Genomic DNA, 19104 nt, shown 5'->3' on the forward strand with positions numbered 1-19104 from the left:
AATGAGTTACGCAGATAAAGTATTTGTTGATATGTGCAGAGATATTCTTGATAACGGTATAGACACAAAGGGTGAAAAGGTCAGACCAAAGTGGGAGGACGGTACTTTTGCATATACCATAAAGAAATTCGGGGTCGTAAACAGATATGATTTAAAGAAGGAATTTCCGGCAATAACTCTTCGTAAAACAGGTTTCAAAAACTGCTTAGATGAGTTACTGTGGATATGGCAGAAAAAATCTAACAATGTAAATGATTTAAACAGCCATATATGGGATGCATGGGCTGATGAAAACGGCTCAATAGGTAAGGCATATGGCTACCAGTTAGGTGTTAAGCATCACTATAAGGAAGGTGATATGGATCAGGTAGACAGAGTTCTTTATGATTTAAAGAACAATCCTTACAGCAGACGAATACTTACAAATATTTATGTACATCAGGATTTGTCTGAAATGAATTTATATCCATGTGCATACAGCATGACTTTTAACGTAACGAAAAATAAAGAAACAGGGAAACTTGTATTAAACGGTATGTTAAATCAGCGTTCCCAGGATGTACTTACTGCAAATAACTGGAATGTTTGTCAGTATGCAGCTTTGGTTCACATATTGGCTCAGGTAAATGACATGGAGGTGGGAGAATTTGTCCATGTAATAGCTGATGCTCATATTTATGACAGACATGTTCCTTTAGTTGAGGAATTAATCAGCAGAGAGCAGCATCCGGCACCAAAATTGTGGATAAATCCTGAAATTAAGAATTTCTATGATTTTACGGTGGATGATTTAAAATTAGAAGATTATGTTACAGGTGAACAGATAAAAATACCTGTTGCAGTTTAGGAGGAACAAAATGAATTTAATTGTTGCAGTGGATAAGAATTGGGCTATAGGCTACAAAAATGATTTACTTGTAAGCATACCTGATGATATGAAATTTTTCAGGGAAACAACAACAGGAAAAGTTGTTATTATGGGAAAAAATACATTAGAAAGTTTTCCTAATTCAAAACCATTAAAAAATAGGGTGAACATTGTAATTGCTCTTGAAAAAGATTACAAGGTAGACGGGGCTACAGTGGTTTATTCTATAGAAGAGGCATTAGAGGAAGCTAAAAAATACAATACTGAAGATGTATTTGTAATTGGTGGAGGAAGCATTTATAAACAGATGCTTCCATACTGTGATACTGCATATGTTACTTATGTTGACTATGAATATGCAGCAGACACTTTCATACCTAATTTAGATGAAATGTCGGATGAATGGGAAATGGTTGAAGAAAGTGAAGAAAATACTTATTTCGATTTGGAGTATTATTTCAGAACTTATAAGCGTAAATAATATCAATTGATGTTATAAAAATAGAGTTGCAATTTAAGCATTTAACAGGCTTAAATTGTAACTTTATTTTTATGCTAAAAAATAGAACCGTAATAAAAAATAGTGATACTTGAAAAATACAAAAAAACAAACAATAATTAAGTTAATATATTAAAATATCAATAGGAGGTATTATGAAAAAAGAGTCGATAAAAAAGAAATTTAAAGCAATGATATCTTTTGTTTTGGCGTTAGTGCTATTGGTTCAGCCAATAACTATGCCTAAAGATGTGTATGCATCGGGTAATGTTAAACTTGAAATAAATGGTTTTCAGATAAGTGCAATGTTAGAAGCATTTAGAACCATTTACTCTGTATCGGAAACAGATAAAACAGATGAAATAGGATTGGTATACGGACTTACCGATTCGGTTTCAGAAGATGAAATGATAGTAGGAAGCTCAAATACTACAGTTCATTCATATGCAGCAACACCATTGGGAGAGACAGGCAAAAAGTACAGTTCATTGGATAATGCAAAAAGCTACTGTCTTACAATGGAATTTATAAAAAATGCAGAGTTTTATAAACAGGGCATAAGTGTAAGGGCATATGCTAAATTAAAAGATGGCAGTTATGTTTATAGCAATATAAGCACAATGTCTGTATATGACGTAGCAGGAAAACTTTATAACAGAAATCTTATGAGTAATATGAGAGGTCATGAGTATCTGTATGATAGTATTCTTTCTGTTGTAGACAGTTCATATAAGAAGGTGGATTATATGAACAGAAATACTATTGTTACAGCAGAGGCTGAGGAAAATACTACAGTGGCACCTACTGAGAAACCGGCAGAACCGGAGACTACAGCAAAGCCTGAGGAAACAACTACAAAGGCTGAAGTAGATCGTACTACATATAAGAAACCGGGAGTTCAAAGTGAAGGTGCTGATGCTGAGGTGGCATCAAATATTTCCCTTAATAAATATATTGACGGAATTGATACGGAATTTTCATCTACAAAAGGAAATACTTCTAACAATGAAGGAATAAATAATTTGTTTGATGGAAATGTAAATACAAAATTCTTTACAGGGGATGCACCGGTTATTTCCATCGCATGGAAAATGAAACGTGCTACCATAATCAGAAACTACACATTAGTAACAGCAGGTGATGCAGCTACTTATCCACATAGAAATCCATATAAATGGAAATTGTTAGGCTCTGTAAACGGTACTGACTGGGTACAGCTTGATGCAGTGGACAATGGTGGAATAGGTCATGAAAATAACAAAGGATACTCATATGATACTGATGCTCAAAAAGCATGTCAGTTCTTTATGTTAAGAATTGAGAGCAGTGGTGATGATGGAAAGTTGTATTACGGCTCACAGTTGTCAGAAATATACATAAAAGGTGATGTTGTTCAGAAAACAGAAAACATTGGTGTTGATTTAGATGACCATATAAGTGGAATTAACACATCAGCTACAACTGTTGTAGGATATAATGAAAATGAAGGTGTTGAGAATCTTTTTGACGGTGATACATCAACAAAATTATTTACCAATACTGCAACACCATGTTCAATAGCGTGGACAATGAAGGAAAGCACATCATTATATAGTTATACTTTAACAACTGCCAATGATAACGCTACATATAAGAACCGTTCAATAAAATCATGGGTGTTATATGGTTCAAATGATGGAAATAACTGGGATGTAATTGACACGGTAAATGATAGTGGAATAATGGATGTTAATTATGCTGATTATACATACATTGTAGATAACGTTGGCTCATATAAACATTTTAAATTAACAGTAACAGAAGGATATGGAGATTCATTCCAATTATCGGAAATTAGCTTAAAGGGATGTGCATTATTACTGGAAAATGAGTACGAAGCTATTTTCACAGGAGACTGGGATCAGGTTACTGCAACAAACTATAAGAAGAATCTTAAGGATTTATTCTATCAGGTTTATCCACGTCAGTATACAAGATGGGGAACAGGTTCAGAACCTAAGAGAATGTTTATAGTAGCAGATAAGAGTTATGACGGAGTTGCATACACTATGGGAAATTCCATTGTAATTTCAGTAGACTGGATGAATTCTAATCCGGTAGGTATAGGATATTTCTCTCACGAGCTTACTCATGCAGTACAGCAGTACGGAAATGTTACATCTTCCGGTCCAGCGTGGTGGGTTGAAAATATGGCGAACTATGGTGGATTCCGTTATTACCATTGGGCAACTGAAGACAATGTCCAGGTATACCAGGCAAGTGATACATCCCTTCAGGACTGGGGATATCAGGCATATGGCAATAACAAATGGTTCTTTGCATATATGGATGCAAAATATCCTACAACTAAGTCATCTGACGGAACTGTAAAATTAGGACTTATTGATAGCATAAATAATATGTTAAAGACAAATAAGGGAACAAAGTATGATGATAATCCAAAGGACACATCTACACCATGGAGCAAGCTGGTATATCAGATAACAGGATATGACTGTATTGAGTCACTTCGTCTTAAATATGTGGAAGAATTGAAGAATGGTACATGGGCATTTACAGGATTCAGATATTATCAGGATAACTGGATAACAGAAGGAATAGCAGGTGTTGATAATCCTACTTATCCTATGATTGGTTCTAAAACTCATGGCTCAAAAAAAGCCGCAAAGCTGGATACAGCTGTTACAAGTGGAAACAACTTGTGTAGTGGAGCGTCAATTCTTCATACATCAGGTCAGACAAATGTAAATGAAGCAGCTGAAAAGTTAATTGACGGAAATCTTGATACGAAATGGTGTTCAAGGAGTTCTTCCGAATCAACATTTAACGGTGTAATGCATTCAGTTAAAATTGACTTAGGAAGTAAGAAGACGTTTAATACATACACAATATACAATACACAAAGCAAAGAAAATTTTGCTAATGCATCAGAGTGGGAAATATTGGTATCAGAGGATGGAAAGACATGGACATCTGTTGATTATCAAAATAACAACAATAATTCGGTTTCATCATATAATATTGGTACACAGACAGCACGTTACGTTCAGATTAAAATATTTAATCCGGGAGATAGTGCAGGTACAATAAGGCTATATGAATTCCAGTTGTATAACAAATAATATATAAAAAATACCCCCTATAGTCGTATTAATTTAATTAAATATGGCTATAGGGGATTTTTTATTTCATTAAATTAAGCTCATGATAAAGGCGGGCAATTGGAAGTCCCACAACATTATTATAATCTCCATTGATACCTTTTACATATACGGCAAATTGTCCCTGAATACCGTATCCTCCGGCTTTGTCATAGCAATCTCCGGTAGAAATATAGCTGCTTATTTCTAGGTCTGTCATAGGATATAAAGTAACATCTGTAGATTCAAAAAATGAGTAAATTTCTTTATGCTTTGTATTAAAATCATATTTTATTAATGTAACTCCGGTATAAACCTTATGAGTTGAATCCTGAATGGATTTAATCATTGAAAATGCTTCTTCAAAGTTTTTAGGTTTTCCCATTATTTTACCGTTTTTGGTAACTATGGTGTCGGCACCAATAACTAAAAAAGACAAATCTTCAAAAGCCATAAGAGAAAAATCTATATGAGACATAAGCTTGTTAAAAACATCGTCAGCTTTTTGAAGGGAAAGTTCTTTTACAATATCGGAAGGGATAGATTTAGTGATTTTCTCATCAACCTCTGATTTTATGATTTCAAATTCAAAACCTGCCTGCTTCATAAGTTCACATCTTCTGGGAGATTGAGATGCTAAAATAATTTTTGTCTTATCTAAATTAATCATATTTACTCCTTAAACTTTAATATAAATACCAGTATAATTTACCAGTGAAAATAAATTTTGTAAACAACTAACAAAGTAATATTTTTAAGGATTATTATAGATAGAAATGAAAGAAAGGAAAGCAGTGGATGAATAAAATAAGAAAATTTATTGTTACAATGCTTGTAATTACCATGGTAACTACAGTGGCACCAATATGGAATGTTTCAGCAAATAATACTGTAGGTAAAAAGGTTACTGTCACAACAAAAAAGAAAAAGGTTAAAAGAAAAAAGAAACCTAAAGCCTATATAAAGGTAGCTAAGGTGAAACGCACAAAGAAAGCGGTAAAGGTGAAGGTTAAGTTCATTAACAAAACTAACCGGGAAAAATACTATGGTGAGGTATACTTTATCAAAAAATATGTTAATGGAAAATGGCGGAAAGTTGAGTATGGACATGGTGGTAAAATAGCTTTTAATAGCATAGCGTATGTACTTCCTAAAAAGTCATCGGCATATAAAACATATAATCTTACATATGCATATAATAAAGAAGACCTGCAACCGGGAAAGTATAGAATATATGTGGACTATGATGTGAAGGCTAGGGGAAGGTATGCTACATTCAGAATAAAAAAATAATCTATAGTAAAAAATAACAGCTTTTCTAAATATTAGAAGGCTGTTATTTTTTGTGAGGATTTTTATTGGTATATACAGGAATAATGTATTTTATTAGTGCAAAAACATGATTGAGTAATAAAGAAAAACGTTGTAAATCCGTTAATTTTTTCTAATATCAATAATTATTTATTGAAAAACGATAAAAATATATTGACTTTCATACATTAGAGGATTATTATGAATTGTAAGGATACCAGTAAATTAAAACTTTAAAAGGAGGACAAAATGAAGTTAAATATTACCAGATTTACAAAGGCTGTTCTTGATATTATGTTGGTTTTAGGAATACTTATCACAGCCACATTACCTTTTCTACTGAAAACATATGGAAAATATGTGGAGCCGGGAATAGAAAAGTACATATGGCAAAACAGTGTGGTATTGGGGCTTTGTGGAATATTTTCCCTTATGATTGTATGGGAGTTAAGAAAAATGTTTAAAACCGTAATAGCAGATGACTGCTTTGTTAGAAATAACGTGACAAGTCTTAAAAAAATGTCCATATACAGTGTAGGAATTGTATTTTTTATGGCAGTGAAATGCCTATTTAACATAACCCTTGCCACTATGGCGATAATGATGGTTTTTATAATTGCAGGATTATTTAGCCGTGTACTGGCACAGGTGTTTGACAAGGCCGTAACTTATAAACTGGAAAATGATTTAACAATATAGGAGGTGCCCGATGGCTATAGTAATAAATTTAGATGTGGTTATGGCACAAAGGAAAATGGGCTTAACGGAGTTATCCCAAAAGGTGGGAATAACTCAGGCAAATTTATCTATTCTTAAAAACAATAAGGCGAAAGCAATCCGTTTTTCAACATTAGATGAAATATGTAAGGTTTTACAGTGCCAGCCGGGAGATATATTACAGTTTGTGGAGGATTAATTTATGGAAAATAATATGAGAAAAGAAATGGAAGAGAAAGAAAAACAGGATTTTAAGGTGCTGGGATTATCGTCATTTATATATGCAGTGGTACTTACTTTTTGCCTTTACAAGAATTTTTCGGGAATTACCAATGTGCTGTGGACAGTGGCAACGGTAATTTATATTGCGTATGTGGCACGTAAATATGAAAAAAAGCAAAAGCCAATAAATATTTTTTATGATTGCGTAATCATACTTCTTGGAATTTCAAATTTTACTACGGATAATCAGAGTATTCTGTTTTTTAACTATATGGTGATTTTCATAGCCATAGCAGTAAATATGATATATATGTTTATTGACATAAAAAAACTGGGAATGTGCATTCAATCCATGGCTGTGTGCCAGTGTATATTTGGATGCATAGGAGAACTGTCAAAGCCTTTTACCCATGGAATAAAAGCATTAAAAATGGATAAAGACCGAAATAAAAATATAAAATACATATTAATTGGTGTAGGCTGTGCTCTGCCTGTTGTAATGATGGTAACCATTATCCTAGCCAGTGCAGATAGTGTTTTTAGAAACATGATAGTTAAAATTTTTAAATTAGATACTCTTATTCTTAATTTAACCGGAATAGTAATTATGATAATTGTATCTTATGCCCTGGCATATGCATTTTCTTTTTATGTGAAAAATGGAAAAGTATACATAAATGAAAAAGAAAACAAGATGGCTGCACTTCCCGTTAATATAATTATGTCAATGGTAGCTGTTGTTTATGTGATGTTTGCCACTATATAGGTGGTATATCTATTTGGTCATGGAGGCAGTCTTCCTCAGGGATATACATATGCACAATATGCCAGACAGGGATTTTTCCAGCTGTTGTTTTTAAGTTGTGTAAATGTTCTTGTTATACTGCTTACCATGGAATTTGTAAAAGTAAATAAATTCATGAAGGTGGTTTCGGGAGTAATATGCCTGTGTACATTTATAATGATATTTTCCAGCGAATACAGAATGAAAATGTACATAGAAGAGTATGGTCTCACTTTTTCAAGGATTTTTGTATTGTGGCTGTTAGTTGTTATAGGTATGGTTATGCTGGGATTAGTCATTAAAAACTTCCATAAAGAATTAAATTTATTTTCCTTTTCAATGGTAGTTGTAATATGCTGTTTTATTGTTTTGTCCTTTAGTCATGTTGATTATATTATAGCTAAATACAATTTATCCCAGTGTCAATATATTATGGATAAGAATAAAAATGATGACCCTTATGAGATAAATATTTATGTGGATATGGATTATATCATTAATCTTTCAGCAGACAGTGTGCCGGCGGTTTTGGATGAGAAAAATGAGAAGGTGACACGATATTTAAACAAAAAGAGGTATTATAAGAAATTAGAAAAATACAAAGACGGTGGAATAAGGAGTTTTAATTTATCAAGATATAATGCAGGAAAGAATGTAAAGTAAATATAAATACCATGGAAATAATCATTACTTGATTTTCTACACATAAGGGTTATAATAACTTTGTTTAGTATGTTCTTTTATGGGAGGATAGATAATTGAGAATTATTATTGCTGGAGATGGAAAAGTTGGCGCAACTCTGACTAGAAAATTGTCAGCAGAAGGGTGTGATTTAACTTTAATTGATTCCAATCCAAAGGTATTAGAGGCAAGCTTAGAGAGATATGACGTTATGGCAATTCAGGGAAACTGTGCATTAATGTCAGTATTGAATAAAGCTGAAATCAAAAAAACAGACTTGCTTATTGCAGCTACCGGAGCAGATGAAATTAATTTATTATCTTGTATGACAGCACATAAGATGAATGACAGATTACATACAATAGCAAGAATAAGAAATCCGGAATATAGTGAACAGATTTATAACATGAGCGGAGAATTTGGGTTATCTTTGGCTGTTAATCCTGAAAAGCAGACAGCAATTGAAATAGAGAGATTGCTTAAATATCCGGGATTTTTACAGAGAGATACCTTTGCAAAGGGAAAAGTTGAAATTGTGGAATTAGAAATTGATGGAAAGAGTGTTCTTAAAGATGTTTCCCTTAATGAACTGTACGGAATAATTAAGTGTAAAATACTGGTTTGCGCAGTTAGAAGAAATGGTGTTGTTGTGGCACCGGATGGTAACTTTATTTTAAGGGAAGGTGACCGTATTTACGTTACTGCACCAAGCACCAATATGAGTATTTTATTGAAAAATCTTGGTATTATTACACATAAAATTAAAAATGTAATTTTGTGTGGTGGTGGAAGAGTAAGCTATTATTTGGCAAAGAAACTAGAAGGAACGGGAGTGTCTGTAAAGATTATTGAACAGGATCCCGACAGAGCGAGAAATCTTGCGGAAATGTTGCCGGAGACAACTATTATCAATGGTGATGCCAGCAGAAGAACTATGTTAGAAAGTCAGGGAATAGAAAATTGTGATGCATTAATTACTTTAACAGGTATGGACGAGCTTAACATTATTATTTCCTTATATGCTAAAAGCAGTGGAGTGCCGAAGGTTATTACAAAGGTTGCCCATACTGAAAAAAGTAATATACAGGACAGCTTGCAAATAGGAAGCGTGGTTTGTCCTAAAGAATTGTGCTGCAATACCATAGTAAGATATGTAAGAGCATTAGAGGCACAGACAGGAGCGGCAATTTCAGTTCATAGTATAGTTGACGGACAGGTGGAAGCTTTGGAATTTTTAGCTGACGAACATACTAAAAATTGCGGAATGGCATTAAGAGATGTAAAAGTAAGAAAAAATGTACTTATTGTATGTATTACTCACAAAGGAAAAACAGTTATACCTGATGGTGAATCAAAGTTTGAAGTGGGAGATACAGTTATTGTAGTTGCTACGGGAGATGCGGTAATACATAAGCTTAATGATATTTTTGATTAATGAAAGGAAGTAATAATGAACTATAAAGTTATGGGTCGTTTCATCTCAAAAATATTGGCAGTTGAAGCGGTCTTTATGACACCGGCAATGTTAATAAGTGTCTTTGACAAAGAGTATAAGGCATTTATAAGTTTTGTCCTTAGTATATTAATTATTATGGCTGTATCAGCATTGTTATTTGTTTTGGGAAGAAAGGCAAAACAGCGTTTCTTTGTAAAGGAAGGTTTAGCCTGTGTAGGTTTAAGCTGGATAGCCATTAGTTTATTAGGATGTCTCCCTTTTTATATATCAGGGGAAATTCCACATTTTATTGATGCGTTATTTGAAATGGTATCAGGATTTACCACTACAGGTTCCTCAATTCTTCCTGAGGTGGAAACTATGTCCAGAGGAATGCTTTACTGGAGAAGTTTCAGTCACTGGTTAGGTGGAATGGGAGTTCTGGTATTTTTGCTAGCAGTTACTCCGGCTAATGGAAGAAGTAACAGATTTACTCTTCATCTATTAAGGGCTGAAAGCCCGGGGCCTAATGTGGAAAAATTAGCACCGAGAATGCGTGACACGGCAATGATATTATATATGTTATATATGGCACTTACAGTAATTAATGTAATATTTTTACTGTTAGGAGGAATGTCGTTGTTTGACTCAGTCTGTACGGCATTTGGAACAGCAGGAACCGGTGGATTTGGAATTAAAAATGACAGTATGGCAGGATATAGTCCTTACATTCAAAATGTCTGCACCATATTTATGTTATTGTTTGGTGTAAATTTCAGTTGTTATTACCTTCTTTTGTTAAGAAGATTTAAAACAGTGTTAAAGGATGGGGAACTTAGATTATATTTAGGATTGGTTGTTGCAAGCATTACAGCTATAACCATTAATATTTACCATATGTTTGGAAGTATTGGGGAAGCTTTACATCATGCAGCTTTTACCGTAGCTAGTATAATTACAACTACGGGTTTTGCTACTGTAGATTTTGATAAATGGCCTGAGTTTTCTAAATCAATAATAGTTGTGTTAATGATGATTGGAGCATGTGCAGGTAGTACCGGCGGCGGATTTAAGTGTGGAAGGTTGTTGCTATTGTTAAAGAGCATACGACGTGGAATAAGAAAGACCTTAAATCCAAATAAAGTTGAAGTTATAAGAAACAATGGAAATGCTGTAAATGAAAAAGTAATTAGCGGAATCAATATTTACGTGGCAACATATTTTATTATTATTTTTGGAAGCTTTTTGCTAATAGCAGTGGATGGATTTTCAATTATTACTAATTTTACGGCTGTTTTATCCTGCTTTAACAATATAGGTCCGGGACTTGATCAGGTAGGCCCTACATGTAATTTTGGACTATTTAGTGATTTTTCAAAAATAATATTAATAATAGATATGTTAGCCGGCAGATTGGAAATATACCCTATATTAATATTGTTTTCAAGGGATGTATGGAGTTTCAAAAGATAGAGTTGTGAAAAAAATACCGGTGATGTATAATATCTTTTATGATTAGGAGATAGTTATGGAAAAGAGACGTATACATTTATCAACGGCACAATTTATACTTTTAGGATTTGTAGGAATGATTATTATAGGAAGTCTTTTTCTGATGCTACCGTATTCTACACGTAGTGGAGAAGGGGCTTCCTTTTTAGACTCATTATTTACGGCAACATCGGCAGTTTGCGTTACGGGATTAGTAGTTCAGGACACGGCGACGTATTGGTCAGACTTTGGACAGGCAGTGATATTATTTCTTATACAAATAGGTGGAATGGGAATAGTTACCATTGCGGTAGCTTTTGCCGCCATGTCAGGAAGAAAAATAGGTCTTATGCAAAGAACAGTTATGCAGGAGGCAATTTCTGCACCAAAGCTTGAGGGAATAGTAAGGCTTACAAGATTTATCATTAAAATGGCATTTGTAATTGAATTAACGGGAGCGGTTTTAATGTACCCTGTTTTTGCCGTTAAAATGGGGGCACTTAAAGGAATATGGTATTCGATTTTTCATTCAATATCAGCATTTTGCAATGGGGGATTTGACCTTATGGGAATAAATGAAAAGTATTCATCCTTTACATCTTTTTCCGGCAACATTGTAATTAATTTAGTTATTGTGCTTCTTATTTTATTGGGTGGAATAGGCTTTATGACCTGGGATGATATTAGAACACACAAATTTAAATTTAGTAAGTATAGAATGCAAAGCAAGGTTATTTTGTCAGCAACCATAGGACTTATAGTTATTCCTTTTGTTTATTTTTATTTTTGTGAATTTTCAGGAGCAAAATGGCATATGTCAGGGGCAGACAGGGCATTGGCATCTCTATTTCAAACAGTTACCCCTAGAACTGCCGGATTTAACACTGTGGATTTAACTAAGATTTCCGGGGCAGGACAGTTAATTATGATTGTGTTAATGATGGTAGGTGGTGCTACAGGTTCTACTGCAGGTGGAATGAAGATAACTACCATTGCGGTACTTTTGGCTTCGTCAATATCGGTGTTTAGAAGAAAATCATCCCCTCATTTGTTTAGGAGAAGAATTGCTGAAGAGGTAATAAAAAGTGCGGCAGCCATATTGCTGCTTTACAGCTTTTTGTTTCTTATGGGTGGAATTATAATATGTGCAGTGGATGGATTTAATATTATTGATACATTGTTTGAGTCGGCCTCTGCAGTATGCACGGTAGGTGTTACTCTTGGAATAACTCCTCATACAGGTGTGATTTCGAGAATTGTTCTTATAGTGCTTATGCTGTTTGGAAGAGTTGGCGGTCTCACAGTGATTTTTGCTACAGTATCAAGTAAGAGAAAAGATGTGGCAAAATTCCCGGAAGAAAAAATAATGGTAGGATAGGAGAAGATTATGAAATCAATTTTGTTAATAGGACTTGGACGATTTGGGAGACATATCGCTGAAAATCTGTATGAATTAAAGCATCAGGTTATGGCAGTAGATAAAAAAGAGGATAGAGTAAATGCAGTATTGGATTTTGTAACGAATGCTGTAATTGGTGACAGTACCAATGAGGAATTCCTGAAATCTTTAGGTGTAGGAAATTACGATGTATGTATGGTTTGTATCGGTGATGATTTTCAAAGTTCATTAGAAACCACATCACTTCTTAAAGAATTAGGGGCAAAAAAGGTTGTTTCAAGAGCTGCAAGAGATGTACATGCAAAGTTTTTGTTAAGAAACGGGGCAGATGAGGTGGTGTATCCAGAAAGACAGTTGGCAAAATGGAGTGCCATAAGATATACTTCCGACCATATTTTTGACTATGTTGAATTAGGGAAGGAATACTCAATATTTGAAATTGAAATCCCTAATGAGTGGGATGGCAAAACAGTAAGTGCAATAGATATCAGAGGACGTTTTGGTATAAACATAATGGCAATTAGACGTGACGGACGTCTGGATATAAATATTACTCCTGATATGGTGTTAACTGCAGGTTGTCATATGCTGGTTCTTGGCTCAAATAAGAACATAGAGAAATGTTTTCATATATAGGATAAAAGGTGAGAAAACGATTATTAAAATTTGTGGAATAACAACGGCTAATGAAGCAGAATATCTTAATAAGGTGAAAATTGATTTGGTGGGAATGGTATTATTTTTTGAAAAAAGTAAGAGAAATATTACTATAGATAATGTCAAAGAAATCATGAAAACTCTTGATGACAAAATAAAAACAGTGGCTGTGGTTGTATCACCTACTATTGACCAGATTGAAGAAATTGAAAATGCAGGCTTTGATTATATACAGATTCATGGAGAAATGCCTGATGGTGTAGATGTGTCATCCGGTGTAGAGAAGGAAGATGGGGTAGGGAAAGACGAAGAAAAAATAATAGAATTTGTTAGAAATGCAAGAAAAAAGAAATCCAACCACTCATAGTTCCCAAAATCCGGGAAATCTAGTCGTGGGGTACCATTGGAAAGCAAGAAAAAGAAAATCTACCTGCCTACATATCGCAGAATGTCCCAAAATTCAAAAGTATACTAGTATAAAACAACAATTAAATACCATCATTTACTTGCACCACTTTCCCTTGACAAATTGTATATACTGTATATAATGCAATATATACAGTATATACAATGCATTGGAATACGGAGGTAACTTATGAAGATAATTATATCAAATCAGTCAGAATTGCCCATTTATGCTCAAATAAGGGAGCAGATTAAGGAACAGATTTTAAACGGTCAGTTAGAAGAAGGAGAGGTGTTACCGTCTATCAGAAGCCTTGCAAAGGACATTGGAGTTAGTGTTATTACTACCACCAGGGCATATAACGATTTAGAACAGGAAGGCTTTATTGCTACCATGCAGGGAAAAGGAAGCGTGGTGCTTAGAAAGGATAACGGCATAATAAGGGAACAATACCTTTTACGAATTGAACAGGGAATAGAAACGGCAGTAGAAACAGCCAAAAGCATTGGTCTGGCAAAAGAAGAGTTACAAAACATACTGGACTCATTCTGGCAGGAATAAAAATGCTTTATGACAGAAAGGAAAATTAAAATGAATAATATTTTGGAAATAAAAAATTTAAACAAAAGTTATAAGAAATTTGAACTTAAAAATATTAATCTGACTATTCCGGCAGGATACATAATGGGGTATGTAGGTCAGAACGGTGCAGGGAAAACCACTACCATTAACATGATTAATCATATATGCAAGTACAAGGAAGGAAGCATTAAGGTAGATGGAATTACATATGAGGAAAATCCGGTTAAATACAAGGAAAGTATTGCCTTTGTAGGGGATGAATCCTTCTTTTATCCCAGTGCCAAAATAAGTGTAATACGAAAAACTCTTAAGGATTTTTATCCTACATTTAATGAGGATAAGTTTAATTCATTCATAAAGAAGTACAATTTGCCTGAAAAGCAGAAAATAGATTATTTTTCCAGGGGAATGAAGGTAAAACTAATGTTTGCAGCGACATTTTCCAGGGATTCAAAACTGCTTATTTTAGATGAGGCAACTAACGGATTAGACCCGGTGGTAAGAGAAGAATTGTTAAATGATTTACAGGAATACATAGAAAATGGTAGCAGAAGTATTTTGTTTTCAACCCATGTTCTTAGTGATTTAGAAGAAATTGCAGACTATATTACCTTTATAGATGAGGGAAGAATTCTGATTAGTAAGCCCAAGGATGAAATGCTAGAAGATTATTTGCTGGTTAAGGGAGAACCAGGGCAGATTACCGGTGAAAATTCTAAATATTTAATTGGAATTGACCATAAAGCATACAACTTTGAAGCACTTATAAAAACAGAAGATGCAGAAAAAATAGGCTCAGGATTTGTTATTGAAAAACCGGAAATATCACAGATTATGCTTCACAGCATAAAGGAAAGGAGACAACATGAAAAACGCAATTAAATTTTTTAAATATGATTTAAGAAAAGGAAAGATGGTGCTGGTTTTATCCATAGTATTGTGTGCACCTTTTAGCCTTGTTATGGGGCAAAATGATGAAAACATATATTCCATATTTGCCTACATGTCATTAATAGCCATGATAGCACCATTGTCATTGTTTTCATATGAACAGAAGAGTGGCTGCGGTTTTGACAATATGCTGCCGGCAAAAGAAATAGAGAGAGTTTCAGGAAGATTTTTAACAGGAGTATTTTATATAATTCTGGAAATGTTAATAGCAACCATTTTATCAGCAATAATGATAAAAACATGGGGAAAAAGTTTTCCTGATCTTGGGGTGGTAATTGTGTTATCAGCCGGAGTGCCCTTTATTTATAACTCAATAATGAATACCATAATGTATGCAATGGGAACATCAGGTAATCCACAGCTAAAGAGAGTAGTTATGATTTTTCCAACCATGGTAATTTGGGGTGTGTTAAATGCATTCTCAGATGTATTATTACAGGGAGAAAATATAGAAAATATAGCTATGTTCGTTTCAAAACATATTAATTTAATTGCCGCTATTATATTAATAATAGGCATTGCCATGTATATTGGCGGAATAATGTTGTCTACTTACGTAGTTAAAAGAAAAGATTATTAAACCATTTTAAAATAAGATACTTCTTTATTTTTTTGACTTTATATGTTATTCTAGTTCTAGATTAAAATTGGAAGCAGTTTGTGCATAAAGCACCTTATTGCGACTAATAAAAACAGAAAAAAAGAGGAACATAAAATGAATAGAGTTTTACTTAAGTTAAGTGGTGAAGCCTTAGCAGGTGATAAGAAAACAGGCTTTGATGAAGAAACCTGTGTGGCAGTTGCAAAGCAGGTTAAAACTATTGTGGACAAAGGAGTACAGGTAGCTATTGTTATTGGTGGCGGAAACTTCTGGAGAGGAAGAACAAGCAATAAGATTGACAGACCTAAGGCAGATGGAATAGGCATGTTAGCTACTATTATGAATTGTATGTATGTATCAGAAATCTTTAGAACAGAAGGTATGGATACTAACGTATATACACCTTTTGCCTGTGGAACATGGACAAAGCTTTTCTCAAAGGATGAAGCAGTAGCTGATTTAAATAATGGAAAGGTTGTGTTCTTTGCAGGAGGAACGGGACATCCATATTTCTCAACAGATATGACCATGGTTTTAAGAGCAATTGAAATTGAAGCAGATTGTATCTTAGGAGCAAAGGCCATTGACGGTGTATATGACAGCGACCCGGCTAAGAACCCTGATGCAAAGAAATATGATGAACTTCCTATTTCTAAGATAGTTGATGACAGATTAGGTGTTATTGATTTAGCAGCCAGTGTTTTGGCAATGGAAAATAAAATGCCAATGCTTTTGTTTGGACTTAACGAAGAAGACAGTATAAATAAAGCCGTATCAGGAGAAAAAATCGGCACTAAAATAACTGTATAATAAAACATATTTTTAAAGGAGTAATAGATAAAATGGAAGAATTATTAATGACATATGAAGATAAAATGGAGAAGTCATTAGACAATCTTAAAGAGGAATACACAACAATCAGGGCAGGAAGAGCAAATCCTCATATCTTAGATAAAGTTAAGGTAGATTATTATGGAACACCCACACCTCTTCAGCAGGTAGGTAACATATCTGTTCCGGAGGCAAGGATGATTTGCATTCAGCCTTGGGATGCATCACTCTTAAAGGATATTGAAAGAGCAATTAATGCATCTGATTTAGGACTTACACCTACTAATGACGGAAAGCTTATACGTCTTGTATTTCCTGAACTTACAGAGGACAGAAGAAAAGAATTAGTAAAAGATGTCAAGAAAAAAGGCGAAAATGCTAAGGTTGCCATAAGAAACATTAGAAGAGATGCCATTGAAGCCGTTAAGAAAAAAGGCAAGGAAGATGGAATATCAGAAGATGAAATTAAAGGATATCAGGATGATGTTCAGAAATCTACTGATGCATATGTAAAGAAAATTGATGATGCCATAGATGCAAAGTCACAGGAGATAATGACAGTATAATATATGTGCTTATACACACTTACAGAGAATAGAGGGGACTATTGTTTCCTCTATTCTTTGCACTGTCAAAGATAATGTTTTACATAGGTTAATTTAGTGAAAGGCGGATAATGTATGGCTGAAAAAATAGACATTACGGGACTTAACATTCCACAGCATGTTGCAATTATTTTAGATGGAAACGGAAGATGGGCGAAAAAGCGTTTTCTTCCAAGAAACGCAGGACATGCAGCAGGGGCTAAAAATGTGGAAAAAATAATTGAAGATGCTCATGACATGGGAATTAAATATCTTACAATGTATGCATTTTCAACGGAAAACTGGAACAGACCGGAAGATGAAGTTAAGGCATTAATGAAGCTTTTAAGAAATTACTTAAAAGACTGTATTGAACGTGCCAACAAAAACGACATGAAGGTAAGAGTCATAGGTGATAAATCAAGATTAGATGATGATATTATTGACAGAATTAATGAATTAGAAGAATGTTCAAAGGATAATAAGGGAATTAACTTTATTATTGCCATTAATTATGGTAGCCGCGATGAAATAAGGCGTGCTGTTACAAAAATTTCACAGGATGTCAAAGATGGAGTTATAGAATCCCGGGATATATCTGAAAATCTTATTAGTTCATATCTTGATACGGCAGGAATCCCGGATCCGGATTTACTTATCAGAACCAGCGGTGAAATAAGATTATCTAATTATCTTTTGTGGCAGTTAGCATATACGGAATTTTATTTCACGGATGTTTTGTGGCCGGATTTTGATAAGGAAGAATTGAAAAAGGCTATTGTAAAGTATAACCAGAGAGACAGAAGATTTGGAGGAGTTAAGGCATAACCATGATTTTAAGTAAATTTGCAAATAAATCTTTTCTGACAAGATTATTAAGTGGAATAGTGTTAGTGGCACTTATTCTGACAACCATTATTCCCGGAGGAATAATTTTGTTGGTGGCTAATATGTTAATATCACTGGTGGGAGTATACGAATTATACAGGGTTCTTGGAATTGAAAAAAAACTTCCGGGGATTACGGGATATGTGGCAGTAGTTATCTACTATGGGCTTTTGTTCATGGGAAAAACACAAAACATGCTTATACTTATAATTGTATTTCTTATGTGTCTTCTGGCACAGTATGTATTTATGTTCCCGAAATATAAGACAGAGGAAATTTCCAATGCAATAATGTGCATGTTATATGCAGGTGTTATGTTGTCATATATTTACAATGTAAGGGCAGGAGACAATGGTGCTTATACCGTATGGCTTATATTCCTTTGCTCCTGGGGCAGTGATACATGTGCCTACCTGGCAGGAGTAGCCTTTGGAAAACATAAAATGGCACCGGTGCTTAGCCCTAAAAAGTCAATAGAAGGAGCTATAGGCGGAGTTGTTGGTGCAGCAGTTTTAGGGGCAGTATATGCTTCAGTTTTTGCAGATAATATTACAATAAATAATCCTGTAATAGTTTTTGCAGTAATATGTGCAGTAGGTGCTTTAATATCCATGGTGGGAGATTTGGCGGCATCGGCCATTAAAAGAAATCATGATATAAAGGATTATGGCAGACTTATTCCGGGACATGGCGGAATAATGGATAGATTTGACAGTGTTATATATGTAGCACCTGTTATATGGATTTTGGTACAGATTTTTTAAGGAGAATTAATGAAAAATATTACAATTTTAGGCTCTACAGGTTCCATAGGAACTCAGACTCTTGACATTGTAAGAGCCAATGATGATTTGCGTGTGGTTGCCATTGCAGCAGGCTCAAATATACAAAAATTAGAAGAACAGATAAGGGAATTTCATCCGGAAATAGTATGCGTATACAATGAAGAGGCGGCAGCTAATCTTAAGATAGCGGTGGCTGATACCTCCGTAAAGGTAGTAGCAGGAATGGACGGATTAATTGAGACAGCAGTATACAAAGGCGCCGATATTGTTG

Annotated in this window: 19 protein-coding genes and 2 pseudogenes; 20 read left to right on the forward strand and 1 reads right to left on the reverse strand. The window is 34.2% G+C overall.

Annotated features, from left to right (window positions below; translation table 11 throughout):
* Window position 1 precedes the first annotated feature (1 nt).
* The 3 genes from thyA to Q5O73_RS03040 all read left to right on the forward strand — a co-directional run bounded on the left by thyA (window position 2) and on the right by Q5O73_RS03040 (window position 4489).
* Window positions 2-847: a thymidylate synthase gene (thyA, locus tag Q5O73_RS03030; RefSeq protein ID WP_021953385.1), complete on the forward strand. Its 846-nt coding sequence runs from the start codon at window positions 2-4 to the stop codon at window positions 845-847.
* 10 nt (window positions 848-857) lie between these two features.
* Window positions 858-1349, forward strand: coding sequence for a dihydrofolate reductase (locus Q5O73_RS03035; protein ID WP_021953384.1), 492 nt, complete (start codon window positions 858-860; stop codon window positions 1347-1349).
* A gap of 173 nt (window positions 1350-1522) precedes the next feature.
* The gene (locus Q5O73_RS03040) at window positions 1523-4489 is read left to right on the forward strand and encodes a discoidin domain-containing protein (RefSeq protein WP_302669010.1); all 2967 of its coding nucleotides are present in this window, start codon (window positions 1523-1525) and stop codon (window positions 4487-4489) included.
* A gap of 61 nt (window positions 4490-4550) precedes the next feature.
* Here Q5O73_RS03040 and Q5O73_RS03045 read toward each other — a convergent pair whose 3' ends face one another.
* The gene (locus Q5O73_RS03045) at window positions 4551-5177 is read right to left on the reverse strand and encodes a Maf family protein (protein ID WP_021953382.1); all 627 of its coding nucleotides are present in this window, start codon (window positions 5175-5177) and stop codon (window positions 4551-4553) included.
* A 128-nt stretch (window positions 5178-5305) separates the two neighbouring features.
* Here Q5O73_RS03045 and Q5O73_RS03050 point away from each other — a divergent pair, with 128 nt between their 5' ends.
* The 17 genes and pseudogenes from Q5O73_RS03050 to Q5O73_RS03135 form a co-directional block, all read left to right on the forward strand.
* On the forward strand, window positions 5306-5800 hold the full coding sequence (locus tag Q5O73_RS03050; RefSeq protein ID WP_021953381.1) for an immunoglobulin-like domain-containing protein: 495 nt from the start codon (window positions 5306-5308) through the stop codon (window positions 5798-5800).
* A 267-nt stretch (window positions 5801-6067) separates the two neighbouring features.
* Complete coding sequence (locus Q5O73_RS03055) at window positions 6068-6517, forward strand: DUF2975 domain-containing protein (protein WP_302669011.1); 450 nt, start codon at window positions 6068-6070, stop codon at window positions 6515-6517.
* A 10-nt stretch (window positions 6518-6527) separates the two neighbouring features.
* The gene (locus Q5O73_RS03060; protein WP_021953379.1) at window positions 6528-6734 is read left to right on the forward strand and encodes a helix-turn-helix transcriptional regulator; all 207 of its coding nucleotides are present in this window, start codon (window positions 6528-6530) and stop codon (window positions 6732-6734) included.
* 27 nt (window positions 6735-6761) lie between these two features.
* Window positions 6762-8204, forward strand: a pseudogene (locus tag Q5O73_RS10615) (DUF4153 domain-containing protein).
* A gap of 95 nt (window positions 8205-8299) precedes the next feature.
* Complete coding sequence (gene trkA, locus Q5O73_RS03075) at window positions 8300-9658, forward strand: Trk system potassium transporter TrkA (RefSeq protein ID WP_118588962.1); 1359 nt, start codon at window positions 8300-8302, stop codon at window positions 9656-9658.
* Between the two features lie 15 nt (window positions 9659-9673).
* Entirely contained in the window at window positions 9674-11131 is a 1458-nt protein-coding gene (locus Q5O73_RS03080) for a TrkH family potassium uptake protein (RefSeq protein ID WP_021953376.1), read from the forward strand.
* A gap of 55 nt (window positions 11132-11186) precedes the next feature.
* Window positions 11187-12527 (forward strand): TrkH family potassium uptake protein, encoded by a 1341-nt coding sequence (locus Q5O73_RS03085; RefSeq protein WP_302629353.1) that lies wholly within the window; start codon window positions 11187-11189, stop codon window positions 12525-12527.
* Between the two features lie 9 nt (window positions 12528-12536).
* Window positions 12537-13184, forward strand: a complete 648-nt coding sequence (locus Q5O73_RS03090) for a TrkA family potassium uptake protein (RefSeq protein WP_021953374.1) — start codon at window positions 12537-12539, stop codon at window positions 13182-13184.
* Window positions 13185-13221: 37 nt separating this feature from the next.
* Window positions 13222-13572, forward strand: coding sequence for a hypothetical protein (locus Q5O73_RS03095; protein WP_302669017.1), 351 nt, complete (start codon window positions 13222-13224; stop codon window positions 13570-13572).
* A 228-nt stretch (window positions 13573-13800) separates the two neighbouring features.
* Window positions 13801-14172, forward strand: coding sequence for a GntR family transcriptional regulator (locus tag Q5O73_RS03100; RefSeq protein ID WP_186839971.1), 372 nt, complete (start codon window positions 13801-13803; stop codon window positions 14170-14172).
* Between the two features lie 30 nt (window positions 14173-14202).
* Entirely contained in the window at window positions 14203-15075 is an 873-nt protein-coding gene (locus Q5O73_RS03105) for an ABC transporter ATP-binding protein (protein ID WP_302669014.1), read from the forward strand.
* On the forward strand, window positions 15059-15724 hold the full coding sequence (locus Q5O73_RS03110; RefSeq protein WP_302669015.1) for an ABC-2 transporter permease: 666 nt from the start codon (window positions 15059-15061) through the stop codon (window positions 15722-15724). Before Q5O73_RS03105 ends, Q5O73_RS03110 begins: the two co-directional genes overlap by 17 nt.
* A 135-nt stretch (window positions 15725-15859) precedes the next feature.
* Window positions 15860-16555, forward strand: coding sequence for a UMP kinase (pyrH, locus tag Q5O73_RS03115; protein ID WP_021953373.1), 696 nt, complete (start codon window positions 15860-15862; stop codon window positions 16553-16555).
* A gap of 32 nt (window positions 16556-16587) precedes the next feature.
* On the forward strand, window positions 16588-17142 hold the full coding sequence (gene frr, locus Q5O73_RS03120; RefSeq protein ID WP_021953372.1) for a ribosome recycling factor: 555 nt from the start codon (window positions 16588-16590) through the stop codon (window positions 17140-17142).
* A gap of 114 nt (window positions 17143-17256) precedes the next feature.
* Window positions 17257-17988, forward strand: coding sequence for an isoprenyl transferase (locus Q5O73_RS03125; protein WP_021953371.1), 732 nt, complete (start codon window positions 17257-17259; stop codon window positions 17986-17988).
* Between the two features lie 2 nt (window positions 17989-17990).
* Window positions 17991-18812 (forward strand): phosphatidate cytidylyltransferase, encoded by an 822-nt coding sequence (locus Q5O73_RS03130; protein WP_302669016.1) that lies wholly within the window; start codon window positions 17991-17993, stop codon window positions 18810-18812.
* A gap of 9 nt (window positions 18813-18821) precedes the next feature.
* Window positions 18822-19104 (forward strand): annotated as a pseudogene (locus Q5O73_RS03135) (1-deoxy-D-xylulose-5-phosphate reductoisomerase); the annotation flags it as partial.

The sequence above is a fragment of the Eubacterium sp. AF15-50 genome, from assembly GCF_934835595.1.
In the GTDB taxonomy this organism is placed as follows: domain Bacteria; phylum Bacillota; class Clostridia; order Lachnospirales; family Lachnospiraceae; genus Eubacterium_G; species Eubacterium_G segne.

Excerpts from the sequence above, each read along its gene's own strand:
- thyA (WP_021953385.1), top strand. The coding sequence starts at position 2 with ATGAGTTACGCAGATAAAGTATTTGTTGATATGTGCAGAGATATTCTT.
- Q5O73_RS03035 (WP_021953384.1), top strand. The coding sequence starts at position 858 with ATGAATTTAATTGTTGCAGTGGATAAGAATTGGGCTATAGGCTACAAA.
- Q5O73_RS03040 (WP_302669010.1), top strand. The coding sequence starts at position 1,523 with ATGAAAAAAGAGTCGATAAAAAAGAAATTTAAAGCAATGATATCTTTT.
- Q5O73_RS03045 (WP_021953382.1), bottom strand. The coding sequence starts at position 5,177 with ATGATTAATTTAGATAAGACAAAAATTATTTTAGCATCTCAATCTCCC.
- Q5O73_RS03050 (WP_021953381.1), top strand. The coding sequence starts at position 5,306 with ATGAATAAAATAAGAAAATTTATTGTTACAATGCTTGTAATTACCATG.
- Q5O73_RS03055 (WP_302669011.1), top strand. The coding sequence starts at position 6,068 with ATGAAGTTAAATATTACCAGATTTACAAAGGCTGTTCTTGATATTATG.
- Q5O73_RS03060 (WP_021953379.1), top strand. The coding sequence starts at position 6,528 with ATGGCTATAGTAATAAATTTAGATGTGGTTATGGCACAAAGGAAAATG.
- Q5O73_RS03080 (WP_021953376.1), top strand. The coding sequence starts at position 9,674 with ATGAACTATAAAGTTATGGGTCGTTTCATCTCAAAAATATTGGCAGTT.
- Q5O73_RS03085 (WP_302629353.1), top strand. The coding sequence starts at position 11,187 with ATGGAAAAGAGACGTATACATTTATCAACGGCACAATTTATACTTTTA.
- Q5O73_RS03090 (WP_021953374.1), top strand. The coding sequence starts at position 12,537 with ATGAAATCAATTTTGTTAATAGGACTTGGACGATTTGGGAGACATATC.
- Q5O73_RS03100 (WP_186839971.1), top strand. The coding sequence starts at position 13,801 with ATGAAGATAATTATATCAAATCAGTCAGAATTGCCCATTTATGCTCAA.
- Q5O73_RS03105 (WP_302669014.1), top strand. The coding sequence starts at position 14,203 with ATGAATAATATTTTGGAAATAAAAAATTTAAACAAAAGTTATAAGAAA.
- Q5O73_RS03110 (WP_302669015.1), top strand. The coding sequence starts at position 15,059 with ATGAAAAACGCAATTAAATTTTTTAAATATGATTTAAGAAAAGGAAAG.
- pyrH (WP_021953373.1), top strand. The coding sequence starts at position 15,860 with ATGAATAGAGTTTTACTTAAGTTAAGTGGTGAAGCCTTAGCAGGTGAT.
- frr (WP_021953372.1), top strand. The coding sequence starts at position 16,588 with ATGGAAGAATTATTAATGACATATGAAGATAAAATGGAGAAGTCATTA.
- Q5O73_RS03125 (WP_021953371.1), top strand. The coding sequence starts at position 17,257 with ATGGCTGAAAAAATAGACATTACGGGACTTAACATTCCACAGCATGTT.
- Q5O73_RS03130 (WP_302669016.1), top strand. The coding sequence starts at position 17,991 with ATGATTTTAAGTAAATTTGCAAATAAATCTTTTCTGACAAGATTATTA.